Here is a 22,037-nt window from a genome sequence, read left to right as displayed (position 1 = left end):
TATTAATATGAGAATTTTAGTCATTGAAGACGATCCAATCTTATCCCATCATCTAAACGTACAGCTGTCTGAATTAGGTAACCAAGTACAAGTTGCACTCACTGCCAAAGAAGGCTTTTATCAAGCGACTAATTACCCTATTGATATCGCCATTGTGGATTTAGGCTTACCTGACAAAGACGGAATAACCCTGATATCTGAAATCCGTAATGCGGATGTTAAGGCCCCTATTTTGATTTTGACTGCCAGAGTGAACTGGCAAGATAAAGTCGAAGGATTAAATGCAGGCGCTGACGATTACTTAGTCAAGCCATTTCAAAAAGAAGAACTAGTGGCACGTTTAGATGCTCTAGTTAGACGTAGTGCTGGTTTTGTAAAACCGACAATCAGTAGTGGTACTTTACAGCTCGATTTAGCGGCAAAACAAGTTAGTCTGAATGATGAAAACATGGAAGTGACCGCATTTGAATACCTCATTTTAGAATACTTAATGCGACATTGTCATGAGGTGGTGGCGAAACAACGCTTATTAGACGTGGTCTATGGCGACAAAGAAGGTGACCCTAATACCATTGAAGTTATGGTCAGTAGAATTCGTAAAAAGCTTAATAAAGGTGGGATAGAAAACCCAATTGCCACTATTCGCGGCCAAGGATATAAATTTAATTTACCATGCAGCTAAATTTTATGCCCAAAAAGCGTCTACTCACGCGGATGTTTATTACTTCGTTAACCATCATTGCATTGGTGGGCTTTGGGCTTGCATGGTCTGTGACCATTTTACATGCTCAAAATAGCTATAATAAAGAAACCTCACAACTGATTGCTGAAATGCCTCAAATTGCGGCAGAGCTTAGAGAGCACGATCTCATTCCTGCCGACAATAATTGGCTCAATGAAAATAATAAACAAAAAAGCTATATGATGGCCAGTTGTACACAAACCTTTGACGAAGTTTGGGTTTCCACACTGGCAAAAAAGAGTGGTCTTAACAATATATGTCAGCGATTTGAGTCAATAGCTGACACGAGCCCTCCCTATTACCTCACCATGTCTGATAAAAAGTCCTACTTTGCCTACCTTTTACCCGTTGAGTTAAACCAAACTCAATACAATATGGTGGTATTAAAAGATGCTGATTCTGTTGAAAACGAATTCAAACGCTTCAAAAAGCTCACCTACCTTCGTTTGACTGTCGTGATGATGCTTGCCTTTATATTACTGATTAGTGCCGCCTATTGGGGAATGCGCCCTATGGCAAGACTAAAAAGTGAATTACAAGCCATTGGTGATGGCAAAAAGGAGGCACTTTCTGACGGTTACCCCCATGAACTAGAAGGCGTAACCCAAGCACTAAACCAATTACTAGTCCAGTCAAGCGATCAGCAGGAACGCTACCAAAATGCGATGAATGATTTGGCCCATAGTCTTAAAACACGATTAGCAGCTGTGCATGCCATTACTGATGATCATTCTTTGAGTAAAGCTGATGCCAGTGACAAGATTATGCAGCAAGTGGGTCAAATGGATCAGCTGGTAAAATATCAGTTAAAACGCGCACTGGTTGGGCGCCAAGGCCTAGTGCACGAACAAACACTCGTTCGTCCAATGGTTGAGCAACTTTCGCAAATGTTATTTAAGATTTACCGTGACAAAGGTGTGAAGTTTACGGTTAATGTTGACCCTGAAGTTAGCTTCCCGATTAATAAAGGCGATCTAATGGAGCTTTGCGGTAATTTGATGGAAAACGCTTTCAGACTGTCCATTAGTGAAGTGATAATTTCAGCAAGAATCGACCTTGACGGCAATGCAACACTCATCGTTGAGGATGATGGGCCTGGAGTTGACGATGCGATAAAAGAGCGAATTTTACAACGCGGCGTAAGAGCAGATACCCAATCACCAGGACAAGGGATTGGGCTAGCTGTCTGTAATGAGATTGTAAGCAGTTATCATGGCTTACTGTCTATTACCGAAAGTCATTTACTAGGCGCAAAATTCACCATAAAAATTCCACCACAATAATAAAGTAACGAGGGTTTATCTCCTCGTTATCATTTTATTTATTATTTGATTGGCGCATATAAATGCTCTGCTTTGTTAAACATAATCCATGAAGTCGCAATATACTTATCACTGCTGATAGGTGTATTACCTTTATGGGTATGAGTAAATCCAGCAGGCGCTATTACCATGGTTCCTTTTTGAGGTTTAATCGACTTGTTTTGATAATAAAACTCAGTTTCACCGCCGTCTTCTACATCATTAAGGTAAAACATATATAACAGCACGCGATGCAGTGCTTCATGTGAACCTGTTTGTGGGAAATGTTCTGAATGCCAATGCGGGTATCCGCCGACACCTTGATTGTATTTCTGTAAATTGATTACACCACTTCGATATAAATACTTAGTTAAAGCTTCAGCTCTTGGCTCCCCCAATAAAGCAAAGTTATCAGGTGATAAAGTCGCAGGTTTTCCTTGTTCGTCAGAAACAGACACAGATACAGCTCCCATTAGAGCCATTGGGTATTGTTTAAAGTAATCTGCAGTATGTTTTAAGGTATTTTGTAACAGCTCATTTTTAAGCTGTGTCATATCCTTATGATTATCTAGAGTTAAATCAAAACTTCGTTTCTTATCTCTATCGACTCCTTGACCAGTTTTACCTTCAATAACACCATCATGTTGTTCAAATGCATTGATTAACCTGTCACAGAGATCATCAGTTAATGCATTTGGAATGACTTCAATAAAATCCATATTAAATCAGCACTTTTTATAATGTAATGATAATATGCTGCCATGGAATTGATAAATTGGCAAAACAGTCAGCTCATCATTGGCAATTCAAATTATAAAAGATGGCTTCGGGTACTTGCTTTAACCTATGAAAAACTCTGTAAAAGTTTCTATTAATCAAATTCAAGTGGGTAACTTTATTCGCTTACCTGTCTCGTGGAAAGACCACCCCTTTCTGTTCAGCAATTTTAAAGTCAAAACCCAATCTCAAATTGAATTAATCAAAAGCCTCGGGATTGAACAAGTCTATTTTGATACTGAACGCAGTGATGTGAAGCTACTTGATAAAGAAGAAGCTAAGTCAAAAGCCGGATCGATTAAAGAAGATGGCTTAGATGAACTCAAGCTTGAGATGGATCAATACAAGCAAGATCAAATTGAATCGCAAAAAAAACTTCGTCGCAGTATTAAGAAAACTGAACAACAATTTGACCGTTCTTTATCTATGATGCGATCGACAGTTTCAAAGTTAGGAAGCCGTCCCTTAAACTCTGTTAATGATGCGAAAGACATGGTTAGCTCAATGACAAATATGTTACTGAGCTCTGATGATTTAGTTTTACATTTAATGGGCGACGCTAAGCCCGGTGACTTGATTTACCATCACTCTTTAAACGTTTCCGTTATGTGTATGATGTTGGCTAAAAGCTTAAATTGGAATCGAGAAGATATAGAATTAATCGGTTTAGGTGCCTTATTTCATGATGTTGGCAAACTCAAAATACCCAGTAATATTCTCAATAAGCAAGTGCCGCTAACTAAACCAGAACAAAACCTGATTAAGCAGCATCCATTAATGAGTCTGAACTTTCTCAAATTAGCAGATACCTTCCCTGAGCAAGCTAAACCTATGATTGCTAACCATCATGAATTTATTGACGGTTCAGGCTACCCTAAAGGCTTAAAGGGTGATGATTTAGACAAATTCTCTCAGTTAATCGCTGTGGTCAATGAATACGATGATTTATGTAATGGCACCAAAACCTCAAAAGCCAAAACCCCATACGCATCACTTGGCTTAATTTATAAAAACTACCAAAAAAAGCTTAATACTGAATATGTTGGCAAACTAATCAAAACTATCGGCATTTATCCACCGGGCAGTGTAATTGAGTTATCCAGTGGTCAGTTTGGTATGGTGATGTCGGTTAATCTGAATAAAATCTTATTTCCGCAAATCATGCTGTACGATCCTTTAGTACCAAAAGAGCAAGCACCGATAATTGATTTAGAGCGTGAAGAAATCAGTATCGTACGCTGCTTACCAGTATCAGCCTTGCCTGAAAATATTTTTAAATATCTAAACCCACGAGAGCGAATTAGTTACGGTATCGGTCAGCCATAGTCTGTATATAACAAGCACAAAAAAGCCATTAATAACTCAGTTATTAATGGCTTTCTATCTTAAAGACCAAACCGTTAAATGGCTTTATAACCAACCTTTACGTTTAAAAAATAAATAAGTACCACTGGCACTGGCAAGCATTAACCCAATAGCCATAGGGTAACCAAAACGCCAATCTAGTTCTGGCATATTGGCAAAGTTCATTCCATAACTACTGGCAATCACGGTTGGAGGTAAAAATACCACCGCAGCAACCGAGAATATTTTAATAATTTTGGTTTGTTGAATACCACTAAAGCCCATTGCGGCATCCAGTAAGAAATTCAATTTATCAAAAATGAACTGACTGTGAGGCATTAAGGATTCAATATCAGATAACATCTCACGTAAGTCTTTAATGTTCTCTTCAGATAAATGCTCACGGTAATAACGCTGAATGTATCTTAACGAACGCTGCGTATCGAGCAAACTCAAACGAATTTTACCGTTTGAATCTTCTTGCAAGGTGATCATCTTGAAAACTTCATCTAATTCTTCATCATTAAACACTTTCGAGCTGACATTATCTAAGACCGCATACACGTCTTCGATTAAATCTGATAAATAATCAACTTTCAGATGGAATAACTCCAGCATTAAACCTTGAGGTGTCGTGGCATCTAAACGACCTAAGCGTAAGTAGTTACGCAGCAGGCGAATAAGACCGACATCTTCTTCACGAATGGTCAGTAAAAAATCTTTACGTAAGTTAAATGACACGTTAATTGCACGCACATCAGACCCAGAACGCTGCGGGAACAAAGAGTTAATATGCAGACCATCTTTACTCTGAAAAAAACGTGCTGAGGCTTCAATTTCATTGATATCTTCTTCGTCAGGTACTTCCTCTACCGAAAAACGACTCAACCATTCCCTTTCATCATCATTGGGCTTGAACATATCTAACCATAATGTTTGCTCGGGTATACTGTCGTGAACATTGAGTTCGTGGACCGTTAACTTTCGCTGATTATAAACATAGGCTGTTATCATGCTTCCCCCCTAGTAACCACTTAAAAAGCAATCACCGTCAATAGGTTAAATTTTTGGCTAGTGTACTAAAATAATCTAAAAATAAAACTGATAAATGTCATAACAAGCAAATAACATCGAATATTAACTGAAAACCTTAATTTCACATATTAAAAGCAAAAAAAAGCGTCCAAATGGACGCTTTAATTTAAATTTGATGTTTTATTCACCTTTAAGGCGACGATCTAACTGATCTTTTAAGTTTGCTGGTACACCTTTAATCAATAAGGTATCTGAAATAGGATCATATATGACTCGTTCACCTAAATGGCCGCCATCAAAACTTAGTGTCACGCCGCCACCAGTACCTGAAAACTTCTTCAAGGTGCGTAAGCTAGCTTTATCGGCAGGAAACTCTTCATCTAATTCATAAGTTCCACCACAGGCAAAGTCATAAAAAGAATCCATACCCGAGTCAGCAAGTTCATCAGCTAAATCTTTTACTTCAATGTCAGCACCTTCATCAGCGCGTTCACTGCAGTAATCAAACACTTTATCACGGCATTGTTGGCGTTCATCTTTAGTCAATTCACTGCTGGCAACAAAATCCTCAACAGCGTGCATTAAGGTTTTATTCTGTGCTTTAGTGTTAACACCTTCAACACAACCCATGAAATCTAAGAAGAAATCAGCCACTTTACGGCCTGCACGACCGCGAACAAATGAAATATATTTGCGCGATTCTTTATCTGCTTGCCATTCTGTTAAATCAATACGTGCAGCTAACTGAACATTAGTTAGATCCAAATGATTATTCTGCGATAGCTCCATATCATCTAAAACAGTCATCGATGGTTTAGCATTCAATAAGGCAACAAATAAATAGTCACTTGTCATGCTGGTATAACATGACATCAATAAAAAGCCACCTTGGCTAAAGTCATATTTTGCGAGTTCCTCTTGGAGTAATTTACTCGCCGCACTACTGAACTCAACAAAGCCTAACTCGCCGCTACGATATTCATTTAATGCATTAGAAAAAGCCGGATTTGCTTCACCATCTTCGCCATGAGTACCAAAGAAACCAAAGCCTTTACCCGCTTTTCCAGTGTAAGTTTGATGTAATTCTTCCAACATAGACTCAACAGCATTGCTATTTAATAGCGGCTGCGGTCTAAGACGACAACTTAACTGTCCCTGACTGTCTTGGGAAATTTCGTGGATAATTGCTTGCTCGATATTGATGCTCATAAGCCCTGACTGATCTCTATTAATGGAAGCGAAATAGCGTTCAATATCATAACAGACCAGAGTAAAAAGTCTTAAAAAATCTTCGCGAAAATGTGCAATTACAAATCAGTTAAGCTAAATAAACTTCAGCAAAGCGATAAGAGCCAAAGGGGTTAATAAACCCAGATAAACCGCTGAGATTTGATGTAATTTTGAACATTAGAAACTTGCAGCAACAGCGGATGAAATCCGATATAATAATGGGCTAATTCATTACTTTTTGAACTTTTCTGATTATGGCTATCCAATCTAAATATACCAACACCCAAGTTGAAGCATTAATAACTGAGCTTTTAGCAGTACTTAATAAGCACCAAGCACCAACTGATTTAAGCCTGATGGTATTAGGCAATTGCGTTTCACACTTACTTGAAAACAAAGTACCGAGTGAATCTCGTCAAGCGGTAGCTGAACAGTTCGCTAAAGCATTAGCACAATCAGTTAAAGCTGACTAAGTAAAACTCAAGACCCAAAGATAGGTCTAAGTTAAAGATCAAACTAAGCGCCATTTAAATTGTTCAAAGATATGCTATTTTTATACTTTGCATCAGGGCTAATAGATTTTGATTCCAGATAGGATTAGGAAAACGATACCGCATGGTTGAGCGTAAAAAACAGATGACCCGTGACAAAGTGTCACGCCTTGTAAATTGGGGCCATTGGTTTGCCTTCTTTAATGGCTTTTTAGCTATGATAATTGGCGCCCGCTATTTAAGCAGTGTAGGTTACCCAGAAACCATTATTGGTTGGGGTTACCTGGCTATTAGCACCATTGGTCATTTCAGTTTTTTAGCCTTCATTGTCTATGTCGTCTTTCTATTCCCTATTACCCTTTTACTACCCTATTCAAAAATATTACGCGGTTATGCCGCACTCGTTGCGACATTAGGCCTGTGTATTTTGCTTTATGACACCATTGTCTTTGATGATTATGGTATTCATTTAAGTCCTTTTGCGTTCGATCTTGCCTGGACAGATCTCAATGCTCTGTTAAAAAGTACCTCCTATATCGCTACCCCGACAGCGATTATATTAATTGAACTGACCGCTGCTAATTTTATTTGGAAACGAATTGAAAAATTAGAGAAAAAGCAGTTTGGTAATAAAGCAATAGCCTTCGTCGGCATATGCTTTATCAGTAGCCATTTAGTCCATATTTGGGCAGATGCCTCTGATGTAACTCAAATTACCCGTTTTGATGACACTTACCCGCTATCTTATCCTGCTACGGCGCGCTCTTTCATGGAGAGCCACGGCATTGAAGGAACCAATAGTGACGATAACCGATATCAAACCAAATCAAGAAACCTCAGCTACCCAATACTGCCTTTGCAATGCAAAGATCCTGCACTACTTTCACAACAAACTAATGTGCTAATTGTTTCTGTTGATGGTTTAAGAGCTGATATGGTCAATGAACTCACCATGCCATTCTTAAGCCAATATCAGAATGACAATAAACAATTTACTGACCATTTCAGTGGCGGAAATCAATTTAAAACCGGCATGTTTGCCATGTTTTATGGCTTACAGGGTAACTATGGTGATAGAAAAGAGTTTTATCACACGCCGCCAGTTATGACTGTGGCGATGGATCAAGCGGGTTACCAGCAAGCTATTTTTCTATCTGAAGAAAATGAAAAAGTATTCGACAATCGCTCAATATTTGACGGACTCTCTGTCATAACTAACGAGAGTGAAGAAGGCAGCGCGCAAACAGACATGAAAAATGTTCAGGCGTTTATTGATTGGAGCGCAAGTCAGCAATCTCATTGGTTCTCGCTAGTCAATTTATCTGCCCCAAAACATTATGACACCCCAATTGGCTTTTTAGGGATTGAAACGATTAAGCCGCACATTGATGTAAAGCCAGCACAAAAAGTATTGTATAACCAATATCGACAGTCTTTGTACTTTATTGATCAACAACTTAAAGAGTTACTTAATCATGTTGGTGATGACACTCTGATCATGATTACTGGTACCCATGGACAAATATTTAGCAGTAACCCATCTGAGGTTAACCAAGATCTTTCCCCTGGTAATGTTAAAGTGCCGTTTGTCATGCATTGGCCAAAAGTATCTGCTGATACTGTCAGCTATCGCACCAGTCATTTTGGTATTGTACCGACAATAATGAGCCAAGTATTACATTGTAATAACTCAACTACGGACTACAGTTCTGGCTATAGCCTGCTACAACCTAGTCAGCAAAAATGGGTTTATATTGGTGATAGCCGCACCTTTGCTATTTATCAAAAATCTGAGATTACTGTTTTAGACCGCCATGGGAAATATCGTATTTATGATATTAATTACCAGAAACAACTTAAACAAAAACTGAGTGCTCCCGAGCTTATTCAAGTGATGCGTGAAGGACGAAGACTTTACAATCAATAATATAAAATTGATTTATCGTTTACTTAACAATCGATTGAAAGTATTTTTCACCAAACAGGTTGCCTGAAAAATACCTTATTGATAGTCTATGCAGCGAAACAGAATGCTCGGGATATGGCCTAGTCCGGTAAGGCGCTTGTCTGGGGGACAAGAGATCACAGGTTCAAATCCTGTTATCCCGACCACTTTTTTTCACCTCTGTAGTTTCCCTTGTTTTTATTCTCAGTTAATTCGATTAAACCTAGACTATTAGACCTTTGTCACCTAAAGCACACTTCAAAACGCCGTTTTGTGATTTACGCATGAGAATATATTCTCCTTTGCCGCTATATTGCCGCCTCTTAGCCTAATTTCACTTAAATTTGTAGAAGGAAACTACCATGTGGTGGCGCCTTGTTTTTATCACTTTAGCTTATATATTACTGGCAGCGCATTTCATGCGTTACGGTCAAATAAATCTAGCAGTGTTGTGCACCATGTTGCCGTTGCTGGCATTACTCAAAAATAACTTCATAAATCGTATCCTTCAATTAGGTCTCCTCGCTGGCACATTTGGCGTCTGGGGCGTTGTTACTTTCCAATATATTGACCTTAGAATTTCCATGCAGCAAGACTGGTACTTGCTCGCCGTAATTATGGGCAGTGTTATTGGCTTCAGCTTATTCTCAAGTTACTGTATAAATGGCTTAGTGAAGCCTCCAAAACATAAAAATTGTTTATTTAGATAGCCAGAATTAGACACAAAAAAGCCGAGTTCAACTCGGCTTTTTTGTGTCTGGCAAGCGGTATTTTTGCCAAATAATTTTGTTAGCTAATGCCTAAGAACGCATTCACAATACTGAAGTAAATCCACATACCAGAAATATCGACAATCGACGCCAGTAATGGGCTAACAAGTACTGCGGGATCTAATTTACATGCTCTAGCAATAATTGGTAACACACCACCAAGTGTTGTTGATATGCTGATTTGAATAAACAATGCCACAGCAACTGCACTGGCAATAAGCTCTAACTCAAAGCCCCCAGTTGACATACCATCACTGAAAAACATCACCCTTGCGACAATAACCAGCGCAATCACCAAACCAATAATTAACGCCACTCTGCTTTCTTTCCAAAGTACTGACAACCACTGACGCTTTTTAAGCTCACCAGTGGCGAGTGCTCTAATCACTAAGGTTGCCGCTTGAGCCCCAGTGTTGCCGCCAGCAGCAGCAATAACAGGCATATAAATCGCTAACAGCATTAATTGGCTCAGGGTATCTTCATAACTGGCAATAATTAACCCTGATACAATCCCTAACAACGCTAAACCTATAATCCAGCCTATTCGCTGCTGAACGTGGGCGAAAACCCCTGTGTTTAAATAGCCTTTGTGGGGTTCAACCTCTGAGAGAATGATCCCTAACTGATGAGCAAAATGCCTTGCTCTAACATCTTCACCAACAATATCTAATTCAGCAATCAACTTTTGCACATGCACAACAGAGCACCCACCAAGAATATTAACTGCGTCTTCAATAGGCATTGAGGTCAACAACGCTATTTGTTCATCTTGAGTGTATTGAGTAAATATTTTGGTATTTGGGGTAGACTCTTCATTCGGTAATGACACTGAATCATAAGCTAAGGCTTTATTCATTAGCTTCATGGTATATCTCTCTATCATGTATAGCTTAACCAACCAATTGATAAACGGCAGGTATTATCCATTAGCCACCTTTAAAAGATGCTAATCATTTTAAATACAAATGTATTTGTGGTGTCGAGTAGATATTTGGGAGAAAAAATAAAAAGATAACAGCATATTGAATGTGTTCTAAGCCACTGAAGGGCTCGACAAAATTGACAGGCCGACAGGTGTTATTTTTCTCCCTTTCTACTAGGAGGATAGTCGGTCGTTTTCATTCTCGTCTCCAAATATGACTGGTTATTCCAGCGCCGCGTAATATATCAAAGAGATACGGAAAGTAACAAGAAACCAATATGTGAAAAAGCCAAAAATAACAAAGGTATGACACAAAATCAAAGTCAGTAAACAGAAGCGGTTTAGCCTCCCTTTATTGATAACAAAAAATCAATCAAGGTTTCAGCGGGAGCACTAAACCAAACTATCTCTGGCTATAATTAAGATCTATAGTAAAAGTCTATCGTTAAGGACTAATGCAATAAGCTTATGAAACGAGCTTATGTAAAACGTTTAGGAAAAAACTATGCTCTACCAAATAGCCACTGTTTGATAGATTTTCGTCTGTACCAAAGTAACAAAGCGAAGATGCCAATATAAATACTGGGTTCGATAATTTCAGATTTAACTGACCAGTAAAAATGGATCGGCGCGAGTATTGCCATAACATAAATCCAATTATGCAAAGACTGCCAGCGTTTTCCCAGTTTACGCTTTACCGCTTGAAAAGACGTTAATGCTAACAGCGTAGCAATAATCAAACTGGCAGCGCCGACTAAAATATACGGACGTTTAACAATCTCTTCAAACAAAAATCCCCAAGCAAAAAGTAAATCTAAACTAATAAAGGCGGCAATATGTAAACAAGCATAAGCAAACACATATAAGCCCACTAACCTTCTAGTTTGCAGTAGCAAGCCTTGCTTAAATCGCTTAGCAAGCGGTGAAATTAGCAAGGTTACCACTAAAGCATTCAGCGCGCCCATGCCTGTATAATGAATAATATACTGCACTGGATCACCACCAGCATTATCAGTTAACACCATCAAAACTAGATAAATTATTGGGCTTAAAAAACTAATATGCAGGCATACTTTAAGCCAAAATAATCCTCTTTGAGTTAAGCGCTTCAATAGAACTTCCTTAAATCTAAACCTTTATACAGATCGGCTACTTGTTCACCATAGCCATTAAACATTTGTGTCGGAATTCGTTTCGCTGAAAATAACCCACCCTCACCAATACTTCGCTCAGAGGCTTGTGACCACCTTGGATGATCGACTTGCGGGTTTACATTGGCATAAAAGCCATACTCATGTGGTGCCAATTGGTTCCAACTGGTTGGTGGCTGTTTATCAGTTACGCGAATTTTAACCACTGATTTAATGCTTTTGAAACCATACTTCCACGGTAGAACTAAACGCACTGGCGCTCCATTTTGTGGCGGTAAGGTTTTGCCGTAGAGTCCAACGGCTAAGAATGGTAATTCATTCATCGCCTCAGCAATCGTTAAACCTTCAACATAAGGGTAATGAATCCCCCCGCCCATTAAACGATTCCTTTGACCTGGCATCTGATCTGGGTCGAATAGAGTTTCAAATGCAACATGAGTCGCTTTATTCGACACTCCTGCCATCTTAAGTAATTCAGCTAATGAAAACCCTACCCAAGGAACAACCATCGACCATGCCTCTACGCAGCGTAAACGATAAATCCTTTCTTCAAGATCAAATTTGGTGGTTAAGTCATTCAAATCGAGCGTTAACGGCTTATCCACTAAACCCTCAATCCTGAGCTCCCATGGATTAACTTGAAACTGCTGTGCATTGTCAAACGGATCTTGTTTGCTGGTACCGAACTCATAAAAGTTATTATGGCGAGTGATTTTATCTTCAGGGGTTAAACGATCAACTATTTGGAATTGATTAGGCTTACTGTAATCAAGTCCCTGTAAAGCAAAAGGAGGCTTTTCTTCGCCGCCAAACAAATCAAATAATCCTGCTTGAACTTGTCCTGGTAAACTTGCCCCTAAAGCGCCAAGACCAAGTGCTTTAATGATGTTACGTCTATCACTAAATACACTTTCAGGTGTCACTTCATTTTCCTTAAGAGACCAAGAAGGCGTATTGCCAACGCCCTTAGTAAAGCCTTTTTTAGACACCATAAACTACTCCTTACTATTCCCGAAAAACGAGATTATTCACTGCGATTAACTATAAGACAGTTTAATACGAATATAAATTTCAAAAAGTTTAGCTTTTGAGTTTATTAATTATGCGCTTAAGTATTAAATCCACTTTAACTCCCTTGCGCCCATACTAGCGGCATGAGAATCTTAAGCATCATTTTTATCTGGTCGACATCATGACGCTTCCTACTTCTTTATCTATCGCTGAAATCATCGCATTATCCGCAGCGGCCTTTTTAGGTTTACTCATAGGCGCATTACTTAATCAACGGTTAACTCGTCAACGTTGGGAACTACATCGAGACAAAATTGCGGCTGAGATGACTCAGCAACAATCTGATTTTGAGATAAAACAGCAGCTATTAGCGCAACAGATTGAAGACAAAGAACAAGCACTGGCTCAAACAAGAGAAAGATCAGAATTACTCATTGCCCAATTATCAAAATTAGAAGCTCAAGCCGAGCGTATTCCTCAATTAGAACAAACCTTAGCTGACGGCCAGCGTAAGTTCATGGAGACTCAACTGGCACTTTCAAAATCAAATGCGATGCAACAAAGTATTCAAACCCAAGCGAATACCGAAAAAGTCGCATTGAATGACAAAATAGCTTTACTAGAAAGTGCAGAAGAAAGATTAAAGCTACAATTTGAAAACCTTGCTAATCGTATTTTTGAAGAAAGAAGCGAAAACTTTAAACAGCAAAATGTCACTCAAATTGATGGCGTTCTAGGGCCGCTTAAACAACAACTTGAAGGCTTCAGACAACAAATCCGCGAATCCTATACTCAAGAGCAAACTGAGCGAAGTGCCTTAAAGCACCAACTTGATCACCTTAAAGATCTCAACCTTAAAATGAGCCAAGATGCAATTAACCTCACCAAAGCGCTTAAAGGTGACAATAAGCAACAAGGTAATTGGGGTGAAGTTATTCTCGAGCGTGTACTGCAAGAAAGTGGTTTGCGTGAAGGTCATGAATATGACACCCAACAAGATTTAAAAGATGAGCAAGGCAAACGCTTTAAACCTGATGTCATTGTTCACCTTCCAGAGCAAAAAGATGTGGTCATTGACGCAAAAATGTCACTGGTTGCCTACGAGCGATTCTTTAATAGTGATGATGAAATTGTTCAACAGCAAGCGATTAAAGAACTGGCCTTATCGATTCGCCAGCACATTAAGGGCTTAAGCCAAAAGGATTATCACAAACTACACGGTCTTAAGAGCCTTGATTATGTGTTGATGTTTATTCCAATCGAACCTGCATTTTTATTAGCACTTGAGTCAGACCCTGCTTTGGTAAGCTTTGCCCTTGATCATAATATTATGCTTGTCAGTCCAACAAACTTATTAGTTGCTCTGCGCACCATTAACAATATTTGGCGTTATGAATATCAAAATCAAAATGCTCAAAGCATTGCAGCTCAAGCAGCTAAGATTTACGACAAGTTATGCGGTTATGTTGAAGACATGGACAAATTAGGCCGCGCGTTAGAAACCGCAGACAAAACATATCAGCAAGCCATGAGTAAATTGTCACAAGGTAAAGGCAACCTAATAAGGCAAGCACATATCATGCAAAACCTAGGGGTCGAAACCAGTAAAAATTTAGATCCACAACTCATTAATAAAGCATTAGATGATTCAAAAGAGCACTAAAGGGTATTTTAAAACGATTAAAACCGATTTAGCAGCGCATAAGTGAGCATTTGCACTATTATTTTTGTTGAGCTTACCTGAAACACAGGGTAGAAATACTTAAGCCGTATTATTCCAACTGGCGAATAATACCAATACTATAAATACTAAAGTTGAGTTTTCGCAACGAAGTCGTACTGAGACGGAGATCTCATTATTATGCGTAACATGGTGTATTTTTCAATTGTCACGGTTGCTCTGCTATTTTTGCAGGGCTTTAGTCATTGCGTTAGCGCTAAAGAAATCACTAATAGCGCTCAACAGCAGCTTTATCTGGATGCACGTATAGCACTGGATAAAAAACAAATGAAAACTTACCAAAAATTACGCCAGCAGCTTGGTGATTACCCACTTAATGTATACCTTGATTATCATGAAAAAAGTGCAAGCATATCAAACCTTAATGGCAAGCAAGCCCATCAAGCCATAGAAGCATTCAATCAAACCCCGCTATACAATACCCTGCGCTATCGGTATTTGAAAAATGCAGGTAATCGAAAACAGTGGGACAACTTTCTTGCCATCTCACCGACGGTCCCTAACGATACAGCTTTGCAGTGTTATTACTTTCGCGCCCAATTGTCCCAAGGTAATGAAAAAATTGCCTACGACGGCGCAGAAAGGTTATGGCAATATGGCCGTTCTCGTCCAAAAGAGTGTGATGTTTTATTTAGCGAATGGACTAAAGCAGGTAAGCGAACTCAAGCATTAATATGGTCAAGAATGCTATTAAGCTTTAATGAAAGCCAATACGGTTTAACTCAATATCTGGCTAGAAAGATTACTAAGAATAAAGCTGAAGCAGATCTGCTTATTTCGGTTTATCGCGACCCGAATAGCTTGCGTCATACTCGTAAGTTTTCGTCTAAATCTCCCATGGTTGGCGACATTGTCACTGTAGGGCTGCGCAAACTGGCACGCAAAGATTTAAAACAAGCAGTCAAACTTTACAAAAAGTATGACAAAGCGAATCGCTTTAATGCCATTAAAGGACAACAACTTAATCGTTATATTGTCCGCCGTGCTTTAATCTACAAAGAAGCTGATTTACTTGAACATATCGACGCGAGCTTACCTATATTAGACTCAGATGACTTGTTTCAAATTCGTCTACGTTGGGCCATTAGTGAAAAAGACACTGCCACCATTAAACATTATCTCGCATTACTAAGTGACGACGTGATTGATGATTCCCGCTGGCAATATTGGCAAGCACGCTATCTTGAAGAAAACGCTAAAAATGATGCCGATAAACAAACATCAGCACAGATTGCCAAACAGTTAAGTCAAGCGCGTAACTTTTACGGTTTTCACACCGCACAAACCATCAAAGCGCCCTTGGCAATGAACGATGACAACTTACAGTCAAACCCTGTTCTTGCCGCGAGATTAAATGATGATCCAGCCATGGCGAGAATTATTGAACTGATTGCCATGGATAAAACCCGTGATGCTCGCAATGAGTGGGTGCACATGCTTCGCAGGCAGAGCAATCCAATGCGTGCAGAGTATGGACTGTATGCCCTTGAGCAAGGCTGGTTTGATTATAGTGTTGAAGCCAGTATTCAAGCAAAGCAATGGAACAGTTTACAACTACGTTTTCCTCCTGCTGCCCAAGCTGAATTTGAAAAGGCCAGTAAAATATATAAGGTCAATATTGACGAAGTGCGCGCTATCGCACGGCGTGAAAGCGCATTTTACCCCTATGCTACATCAGGTGTCGGTGCCCGTGGTTTAATGCAACTAATGCCAGCAACCGCTAAAGAAACCGCGCGAAAAAACAAACTTACATTTAAACGTAAAACTGATTTATATCAGGTTGAATACAACGTACAACTGGGCAGTGCCTATTATGCTGAACTACTTAAACAATTCGATAATAACCGCGTATTAGCCTCTGCTGCCTATAATGCTGGGCCACATCGTGTGAAGCGTTGGCTTAAAGAATCAGACGGTAAGTTAGACGTAATGAGCTTTATCGAAACGATTCCTTATAAAGAAACCCGAGAATACGTCCAGGCGGTACTCAGTTACCGTTTGATATACCAACAATCCCATAGCCCTGAAAGCAGTATGTTTAGCACTAAAGAGCTTAATTTTATGTATTAAATGTTTTGTACAAAATTAACGCAAGATTTAATAAACATTTACAGCTTAATGCCGTTAAGTGCTTTCCTTCTAATTAATGACAAGGTAACGTTATAGTTTCGATGTATTTGTTAACAAATATGGCCAAACCATTTGTTAACTAACGGAGTCCTGAGTGCCAGCGTCAAAACTAAAACAATTATTATCGCAATTAGAAAGTGTATTACTGGGTAAACCTGAACAAATTAAACTGGCGGTTGCCTGTATTTTGGCAAAAGGTCATTTATTAATTGAAGATTTACCCGGCATGGGCAAAACCAGTTTATCCCAAGCGCTTGCCACCTCTTTAGGCATGAGTTATCAACGCATCCAGTTCACCAGTGATATGTTACCTGCCGATATTCTTGGGGTATCAATTTACCAACAGGAGCAGCAAGAATTTACTTTCCATCCTGGTCCCATTTTCAATCAGATGTTGCTAGCTGATGAAATCAATCGTGCAAGCCCTAAAACCCAGAGTGCATTGCTTGAAGCCATGGCTGAGCGCCAAATCACCTTAGACAGCACCACTCACCCATTACCAAAACCTTTCTTTGTTATCGCAACACAAAACCCTATCGAGCAATCAGGTACTTTTCCTTTACCTGAGTCGCAATTAGACCGCTTCATGATGCGTATTTCGATTGGTTACCCAAATGAGCAAGCAGAACTGGAAATGCTCAAAGGACTCACTTCACGAAATACTGCTGAGCCTTTAGCACAATGTTTTACACCCAATGAACTCATCAGCTTACAAAATCAGGTACAAAAGGTCAGTGCTTCTGATGCTGTGCTTAAATACCTTATTCATTTAGCCCAGTTCTCTCGCCAGCAAGCCGATGGCAATGGCCTGTCACCTCGAGCGAGTATTGCCTTAATGGACGCAGCTAAAGCATGGGCATTTATTCATCACCGCAATTATGTAGTGCCTGAAGATATCCAAGCGGTATTTCACTGCGTGGCTGAACACCGTATTCGCACTAATAATCAGTTACAAGGCCAAGCCTTGTCAGATCATATTCTTGCCAGTGTTAACCCAATTAGTTAACTAGCATGAAAAAATCAGTAAATACTGAAGCCCATTATCAGCCTAAGCCCAAATGGTATACACGCTTTATTCCCCAAAGAATTAAGCAACGTTGGGGCCGCTGGCTGAATAAGCGGATCCCTCCCAATAAACAGGTTACCCTGACTCATAAGAGTATATTTATTTTACCCAGTGGCTTTGGCATAGCGTGGTTTATGCTTATTGGCGTGCTGTACCTTTTTGGCACTAACTATCAAAATAACTTAGTTATCGGTTTAAGCTTATTACTGGCGAGCCTGCTGCATACCTGCATTATTTACAGTTATAAAAACCTCGCAGGGTTAACTTTAACCTCGCAAACGCCACCAGAAACCCAAGCTAACCAAAGCATTGCTTTTCCTGTGACCTTAACCAGTAAAGCAAAACCAGATAACAAACATACCAGCCATCAACAAATCTGCCTTAACTTTGCAGAGCAGCGACATGTGCGCCTGACTGATATTGGTGAGTCTAGTCAATCAAGTATCACATTCACACCTCAAGAACGAGGTCGTTTCAACCCCGGGCGCATTAAGGTGTCATCTAATTTTCCATTGGGTCTGTTTCGTACTTGGACTTATGTTGATTTAGATATTCACCATATTATTTATGCCGAGCCAAAAACTAGCCAGGTCTCGTTAACCAGTCTCGATGACGATAACAGCAGCGAGTTTGAGCATGGGAAATTACAATCTGGTGTCGATGATTACAAAGGCTTAAAAACTTATGTAGAAGGTGAATCGTTAAAACAAGTCGCTTGGAAACAATGGGCTCAAGGTCGAGGAATGCTCACCAAAGAATTTGCTCAGCCAGAAGGAAAACCTGTGTGGTTAAGCCTGGACGATACCGATGGTAATAGCCTTGAACAAAAACTCAGCAAATTGGCATGGCAAGTTAATGTGCTATCTCAAGGGCAACAAGTATTTGGTTTAGCCCTTAAGCAACAAGTGATTGAACAAAATAGTGGTGAAATACACCGTAAACAATGCCAGCAATTAATCGCCTTATATGGCAAAAAAATCACTGATGCAACGGTAGAAACAGGAGTCAATGATGAAAAGTAATGACTCATTTTCTCAAACAGCTCAGGCGAAAAATGATAAAAAGCAATTTATCGAGCAAGATAACTTTAACGAAAACATAGGCCGAAATACCCTATTTTGGTTGTTGATGACTAATGCATTAGTGCTATTTCCCCTTTATCAAGATGCCACCTTATGGAGCATTGGCATTTGCGGTATTTGTTTTGTTTGGCGTGTCGGTATTTATTTCGGCAAAGTCGCCGCACCGCCCAAATTACTGGTTACCAGTCTTGCTGTTGGCGCCGCAGCCACCTTGGCATTGGTGGCTAAAGAAATCGGTATGCTTAATGCGCTAGTTAACTTACTTTTACTTGGGTATGCACTTAAATACATAGAAATGCGTCAAATACGCGATGTAAAAGTCGTCGTGCTAGTGGGTTATTTTCTTATAGCGTTTGCCTTGCTTGAACGACAAAGCATTTTAGACACCATTCAATTGTTGTTTGTTTGTCTTGTTAATACCTGTGTACTAATCAGCGTGTATCAACATAGTAGCCGCAAAATAAACTTAAGTTTTGGATTCAAACTTTTTTTGCAAAGTTTGCCGCTGGCGCTATTACTATTTGTGGTATTTCCAAGGCTGCCACCTTTGTGGCTTGCACCAAGCATGAAAAACGCAACAACGGGCCTTTCGGATGAAGTCTCACTGGGCGATATCAGCAAGCTAACTCGCTCACCTAGTCTCGCATTTCGCGTCGGCTTTGATAACGAAACCAATAACACCGATAAATTACAGTTAGTTCCCAATGAGCAACTATATTGGCGCGCGCTCGTGATGGAAAATTACGACGGAACAACCTGGAAGCAATCAAATTTCAGAAAGAATGAACAGCGGATTTCATACGGGCCTTTACCTAAACGTAAATTGCCACATACCATTGAGCAGTCGAATCCATATAATTACCAAGTTATCACTGAGCCAACTTATCAAAAATGGCTGTTTGGTTTAGATCAATCTTTTACCAACACAGAACAAGTAGCTGAACTTAATGACTTTCGACTGTTTTCATTACGTAATATCGACCAACGCTTTAGCTACCGCGTCACGTCTTACCCTAATAGTTCACTTGAATTGTCATTACCACCGATAGCCAAGCGGATAAATTTGACTTTACCAAAAGAAACTAACCCTAAGACACAAGCATTAGCCCAACAATTTGCCAAAGATTACCCTCTCCCACGTGATCGTATCAACGCGATGATGGCCTATTTTGCAGAGCAACCTTATTTCTATACCTTAAGTCCGCCGCCCATCGGTGCTAACCAAGTGGATGATTTTCTATTTGATAACAAAGCTGGTTTTTGCTCTCATTACGCGTCCGCATTAGTGTTTATGGCGCGCTCAAGTGGCATACCAGCACGTATGGTGGCAGGTTATCAAGGCGGCGAATACAACCCTAAAGCCGGTTATTACAGTATTTACCAATATATGGCACATGCTTGGACTGAAGTCTGGTTAGAAGGACAAGGCTGGGTCCGTTTTGACCCAACAGCGATGATTGCCCCAAATCGAATTTTAGATGGCTTTGATGCCATGTTTGCTGGCCAAGATAGTTATTTACAAGACAGCCCATTTACCAGTTTACGCTTTAAAGAAATCCCTTGGCTTAACAACATCCGCTTGCAATTGGCCAGCTTAGATTTTTATTGGAGTGTTTGGGTTTTAAGCTTTGATGAAGAGCGCCAGCAACAGGTATTAAGTGAGCTGTTAGGCGAAGTAAACAGCAGCAAAATTATTGTTTTAATGATTATTAGCTTTAGCATTATTGCTTTAATCATTGCCTATTTTGCTGGCGTGTTTAATGTTCGCCCTAAACAAGACCCGATCATTAAACGTTATAACCTGATTTGCACTAAGTTAGCCAAAAAAGGTTACTCACGGAACACCATGCCCCCCCAAGCCTTTGCTACTTTTATGCATCACACAGTGAGTGAGCAACAACCACAATTAGCCGAAGATTTTAACAAGATGACAGAGCACTTTATTGCACTGCAATATCAGCAGTTGAGTGATAAGCAGATAGAACAACATCAAATCTTGTTTAAACGCTACTTTAGAAAGGTAAAAATGGGCTTGTGAGTTTAATTTTGGAATTCATGATGCAAACGCTTGCCAATAGACCATATATACAATTAATCCATAAGGTTATGAAATGAAAAAAGTACTAATATTACCGCTATTATTTATGACGTTTAGCGCACCTGTAATGGCCGAAGAAGCCGCAATAGACAAAATGTTCAAAGTCATGAATATGGACACTCAGATGAATGGCGGGTTCGAGGCAATGCTCCCTGTCATTGACCAGATGTCTGCCCAATTTCAATTAAATGAAGCAGGTAAAGCAGAGCTTAAACAAATCTTCCGCACTTGGTTTAATGAAGATATTGATCGCGCCAAAATAATCAATGAAATTAAAGCACTGTATTCAGAGTCTTTCACAGACGATGAACTTAAAGCAGTCACTGAGTTTTACCAAACTCCTGTTGGTCAAAAATTCTTAGAGAAATCCCCCCAGTTGATGCAATCGGGCGCACAAATTGGCATGCAAGAAGCACAATCTAAACAAACTCAACTGATGGAACGAGTTCAGCCATTTCTAGAAAAACATAGTGTTCAGCATTAATCATTTATATTCGTTTAATTGAGTAAAACTAAAGATTAACGTCGTGGCGCTTCGCCCACACCAGACCAAAAGGGTATCAACAGCAATACCCTCTTGGAACACCCCGCAGCCCCTCCGAAAAATGCTGAAAAGCGCATGATTTTCGATGGGGGTTGATCCAGCTTTTGACGTCGTTTGTTGCTAACTTCGGTCTTAGCCGAAAATGCTAACGCTTCCGATGGTGCATCCATGCACCGCAAAAGCTAAACTCACATCCATGTGAGCTTCACGCGATTTTCTCTGCGTCCTCAATTCAAGTTGAGCCTTGAAGATTTTTTATTATCACGAATGGAGTTAAATCGAAGAGATAAAAATTTCGGTGTAAGCGCGGCAGTGACCGTCCATGACAAGGACGTCATGGCCGAGCTTTCAGGGACGAACTTGCAGCGTGTCGCAGTTGTATCTGCACATAGGCCTTCGGCAGGCAATTGGTTAACTTGAAGCTATGGTGAACCATAACCTAACCAATACAAATATGGTAACTTGCCTATGCCCTAAAGCTGATAATTGAAAAATTAATTGTGGGTGTCACAGTTATTTTTATAAGCAGATAGAACAACATCAAATCTTGTTTAAACGCTACTTTAGGAAAGTAAAAATGGGGGTGTAGGGTTAGTTATTTAATCATATTTCAATAGCTTAATCCTATAAAACTAGTTTAAAGTCGTGGCGCTTCGC

Annotated in this window: 18 protein-coding genes and 1 tRNA gene; 13 read left to right on the top strand and 6 right to left on the bottom strand. The window is 39.7% G+C overall.

Annotated elements, in window-relative coordinates; genetic code table 11:
• The first annotated feature begins 7 nt into the window (after positions 1-7).
• The gene (locus AB4153_RS06675; protein ID WP_229368324.1) at positions 8-682 is read left to right on the top strand and encodes a response regulator; all 675 of its coding nucleotides are present in this window, start codon (positions 8-10) and stop codon (positions 680-682) included.
• The gene (locus AB4153_RS06670) at positions 673-2,025 is read left to right on the top strand and encodes a sensor histidine kinase (RefSeq protein ID WP_303516541.1); all 1,353 of its coding nucleotides are present in this window, start codon (positions 673-675) and stop codon (positions 2,023-2,025) included. Before AB4153_RS06675 ends, AB4153_RS06670 begins: the two co-directional genes overlap by 10 nt.
• 41 nt (positions 2,026-2,066) lie before the next feature.
• Here the strand turns inward: AB4153_RS06670 and AB4153_RS06665 are convergent, their stop codons facing one another.
• Positions 2,067-2,762, bottom strand: coding sequence for a 2OG-Fe(II) oxygenase (locus AB4153_RS06665; RefSeq protein ID WP_303516543.1), 696 nt, complete (start codon positions 2,760-2,762; stop codon positions 2,067-2,069).
• Positions 2,763-2,889: 127 nt separating this feature from the next.
• Between AB4153_RS06665 and AB4153_RS06660 the strand changes: the two genes are divergently transcribed.
• Positions 2,890-4,146: a DUF3391 domain-containing protein gene (locus AB4153_RS06660; protein ID WP_303516545.1), complete on the top strand. Its 1,257-nt coding sequence runs from the start codon at positions 2,890-2,892 to the stop codon at positions 4,144-4,146.
• A gap of 84 nt (positions 4,147-4,230) precedes the next feature.
• Here AB4153_RS06660 and corA read toward each other — a convergent pair whose 3' ends face one another.
• Positions 4,231-5,178 carry a magnesium/cobalt transporter CorA gene (gene corA / locus AB4153_RS06655; RefSeq protein WP_102528344.1) on the bottom strand — a complete coding sequence of 316 codons (948 nt, stop codon included), beginning with the start codon at positions 5,176-5,178 and terminating at the stop codon, positions 4,231-4,233.
• 201 nt (positions 5,179-5,379) lie between these two features.
• Positions 5,380-6,408, bottom strand: a complete 1,029-nt coding sequence (yejK, locus tag AB4153_RS06650; RefSeq protein ID WP_102528343.1) for a nucleoid-associated protein YejK — start codon at positions 6,406-6,408, stop codon at positions 5,380-5,382.
• Between the two features lie 275 nt (positions 6,409-6,683).
• Here yejK and AB4153_RS06645 point away from each other — a divergent pair, with 275 nt between their 5' ends.
• The 4 genes from AB4153_RS06645 (at position 6,684) to AB4153_RS06630 (ending at position 9,575) form a co-directional block, all read left to right on the top strand.
• Positions 6,684-6,902, top strand: a complete 219-nt coding sequence (locus AB4153_RS06645; RefSeq protein ID WP_102528342.1) for a YejL family protein — start codon at positions 6,684-6,686, stop codon at positions 6,900-6,902.
• A 142-nt stretch (positions 6,903-7,044) separates the two neighbouring features.
• A complete protein-coding gene (locus tag AB4153_RS06640; protein ID WP_102528341.1) occupies positions 7,045-8,847 on the top strand; it encodes a DUF3413 domain-containing protein in 1,803 nt (600 codons plus the stop codon).
• Positions 8,848-8,955: 108 nt separating this feature from the next.
• Positions 8,956-9,032, top strand: a tRNA-Pro gene (locus AB4153_RS06635).
• 195 nt (positions 9,033-9,227) lie between these two features.
• Positions 9,228-9,575: a hypothetical protein gene (locus tag AB4153_RS06630; RefSeq protein ID WP_371996797.1), complete on the top strand. Its 348-nt coding sequence runs from the start codon at positions 9,228-9,230 to the stop codon at positions 9,573-9,575.
• A gap of 79 nt (positions 9,576-9,654) precedes the next feature.
• Here the strand turns inward: AB4153_RS06630 and AB4153_RS06625 are convergent, their stop codons facing one another.
• The 3 genes from AB4153_RS06625 to msrP form a co-directional block, all read right to left on the bottom strand.
• Complete coding sequence (locus AB4153_RS06625; RefSeq protein ID WP_102528339.1) at positions 9,655-10,500, bottom strand: magnesium transporter; 846 nt, start codon at positions 10,498-10,500, stop codon at positions 9,655-9,657.
• Between the two features lie 560 nt (positions 10,501-11,060).
• On the bottom strand, positions 11,061-11,669 hold the full coding sequence (gene msrQ / locus AB4153_RS06620) for a protein-methionine-sulfoxide reductase heme-binding subunit MsrQ (RefSeq protein ID WP_371996795.1): 609 nt from the start codon (positions 11,667-11,669) through the stop codon (positions 11,061-11,063).
• Entirely contained in the window at positions 11,666-12,700 is a 1,035-nt protein-coding gene (msrP, locus tag AB4153_RS06615) for a protein-methionine-sulfoxide reductase catalytic subunit MsrP (RefSeq protein WP_371996794.1), read from the bottom strand. Before msrP ends, msrQ begins: the two co-directional genes overlap by 4 nt.
• 200 nt (positions 12,701-12,900) lie before the next feature.
• Between msrP and rmuC the strand changes: the two genes are divergently transcribed.
• From rmuC to AB4153_RS06585, 6 genes are all read left to right on the top strand, one after another.
• A complete protein-coding gene (rmuC, locus tag AB4153_RS06610) occupies positions 12,901-14,382 on the top strand; it encodes a DNA recombination protein RmuC (RefSeq protein WP_371996793.1) in 1,482 nt (493 codons plus the stop codon).
• A gap of 198 nt (positions 14,383-14,580) precedes the next feature.
• The gene (locus tag AB4153_RS06605; RefSeq protein ID WP_371996791.1) at positions 14,581-16,530 is read left to right on the top strand and encodes a transglycosylase SLT domain-containing protein; all 1,950 of its coding nucleotides are present in this window, start codon (positions 14,581-14,583) and stop codon (positions 16,528-16,530) included.
• 154 nt (positions 16,531-16,684) lie between these two features.
• The gene (locus tag AB4153_RS06600; protein ID WP_371996790.1) at positions 16,685-17,596 is read left to right on the top strand and encodes an AAA family ATPase; all 912 of its coding nucleotides are present in this window, start codon (positions 16,685-16,687) and stop codon (positions 17,594-17,596) included.
• A gap of 5 nt (positions 17,597-17,601) precedes the next feature.
• On the top strand, positions 17,602-18,678 hold the full coding sequence (locus tag AB4153_RS06595) for a DUF58 domain-containing protein (RefSeq protein WP_371996788.1): 1,077 nt from the start codon (positions 17,602-17,604) through the stop codon (positions 18,676-18,678).
• Positions 18,668-20,776 (top strand): transglutaminaseTgpA domain-containing protein, encoded by a 2,109-nt coding sequence (locus tag AB4153_RS06590; protein ID WP_371996787.1) that lies wholly within the window; start codon positions 18,668-18,670, stop codon positions 20,774-20,776. Before AB4153_RS06595 ends, AB4153_RS06590 begins: the two co-directional genes overlap by 11 nt.
• Positions 20,777-20,849: 73 nt before the next feature.
• Positions 20,850-21,320, top strand: a complete 471-nt coding sequence (locus AB4153_RS06585; protein WP_371996786.1) for a DUF2059 domain-containing protein — start codon at positions 20,850-20,852, stop codon at positions 21,318-21,320.
• Positions 21,321-22,037: the final 717 nt, after the last annotated feature.

The sequence above is a fragment of the Shewanella sp. 10N.286.52.E4 genome, from assembly GCF_041468785.1.
In the GTDB taxonomy this organism is placed as follows: domain Bacteria; phylum Pseudomonadota; class Gammaproteobacteria; order Enterobacterales; family Shewanellaceae; genus Shewanella; species Shewanella electrodiphila.
This window is presented reverse-complemented; position numbering and strand designations above follow the sequence as displayed.

What these genes read in the sequence shown, in the direction of transcription:
- AB4153_RS06640 (WP_102528341.1), top strand. Translation starts at nt 7,045, where the DNA reads ATGGTTGAGCGTAAAAAACAGATGACCCGTGACAAAGTGTCACGCCTT.
- AB4153_RS06595 (WP_371996788.1), top strand. Translation starts at nt 17,602, where the DNA reads ATGAAAAAATCAGTAAATACTGAAGCCCATTATCAGCCTAAGCCCAAA.
- AB4153_RS06670 (WP_303516541.1), top strand. Translation starts at nt 673, where the DNA reads ATGCAGCTAAATTTTATGCCCAAAAAGCGTCTACTCACGCGGATGTTT.
- AB4153_RS06645 (WP_102528342.1), top strand. Translation starts at nt 6,684, where the DNA reads ATGGCTATCCAATCTAAATATACCAACACCCAAGTTGAAGCATTAATA.
- AB4153_RS06605 (WP_371996791.1), top strand. Translation starts at nt 14,581, where the DNA reads ATGCGTAACATGGTGTATTTTTCAATTGTCACGGTTGCTCTGCTATTT.
- AB4153_RS06660 (WP_303516545.1), top strand. Translation starts at nt 2,890, where the DNA reads ATGAAAAACTCTGTAAAAGTTTCTATTAATCAAATTCAAGTGGGTAAC.
- AB4153_RS06630 (WP_371996797.1), top strand. Translation starts at nt 9,228, where the DNA reads ATGTGGTGGCGCCTTGTTTTTATCACTTTAGCTTATATATTACTGGCA.
- AB4153_RS06585 (WP_371996786.1), top strand. Translation starts at nt 20,850, where the DNA reads ATGAAAAAAGTACTAATATTACCGCTATTATTTATGACGTTTAGCGCA.
- corA (WP_102528344.1), bottom strand. Translation starts at nt 5,178, where the DNA reads ATGATAACAGCCTATGTTTATAATCAGCGAAAGTTAACGGTCCACGAA.
- AB4153_RS06675 (WP_229368324.1), top strand. Translation starts at nt 8, where the DNA reads ATGAGAATTTTAGTCATTGAAGACGATCCAATCTTATCCCATCATCTA.
- yejK (WP_102528343.1), bottom strand. Translation starts at nt 6,408, where the DNA reads ATGAGCATCAATATCGAGCAAGCAATTATCCACGAAATTTCCCAAGAC.
- AB4153_RS06590 (WP_371996787.1), top strand. Translation starts at nt 18,668, where the DNA reads ATGAAAAGTAATGACTCATTTTCTCAAACAGCTCAGGCGAAAAATGAT.
- AB4153_RS06665 (WP_303516543.1), bottom strand. Translation starts at nt 2,762, where the DNA reads ATGGATTTTATTGAAGTCATTCCAAATGCATTAACTGATGATCTCTGT.
- rmuC (WP_371996793.1), top strand. Translation starts at nt 12,901, where the DNA reads ATGACGCTTCCTACTTCTTTATCTATCGCTGAAATCATCGCATTATCC.
- msrP (WP_371996794.1), bottom strand. Translation starts at nt 12,700, where the DNA reads ATGGTGTCTAAAAAAGGCTTTACTAAGGGCGTTGGCAATACGCCTTCT.
- AB4153_RS06625 (WP_102528339.1), bottom strand. Translation starts at nt 10,500, where the DNA reads ATGAAGCTAATGAATAAAGCCTTAGCTTATGATTCAGTGTCATTACCG.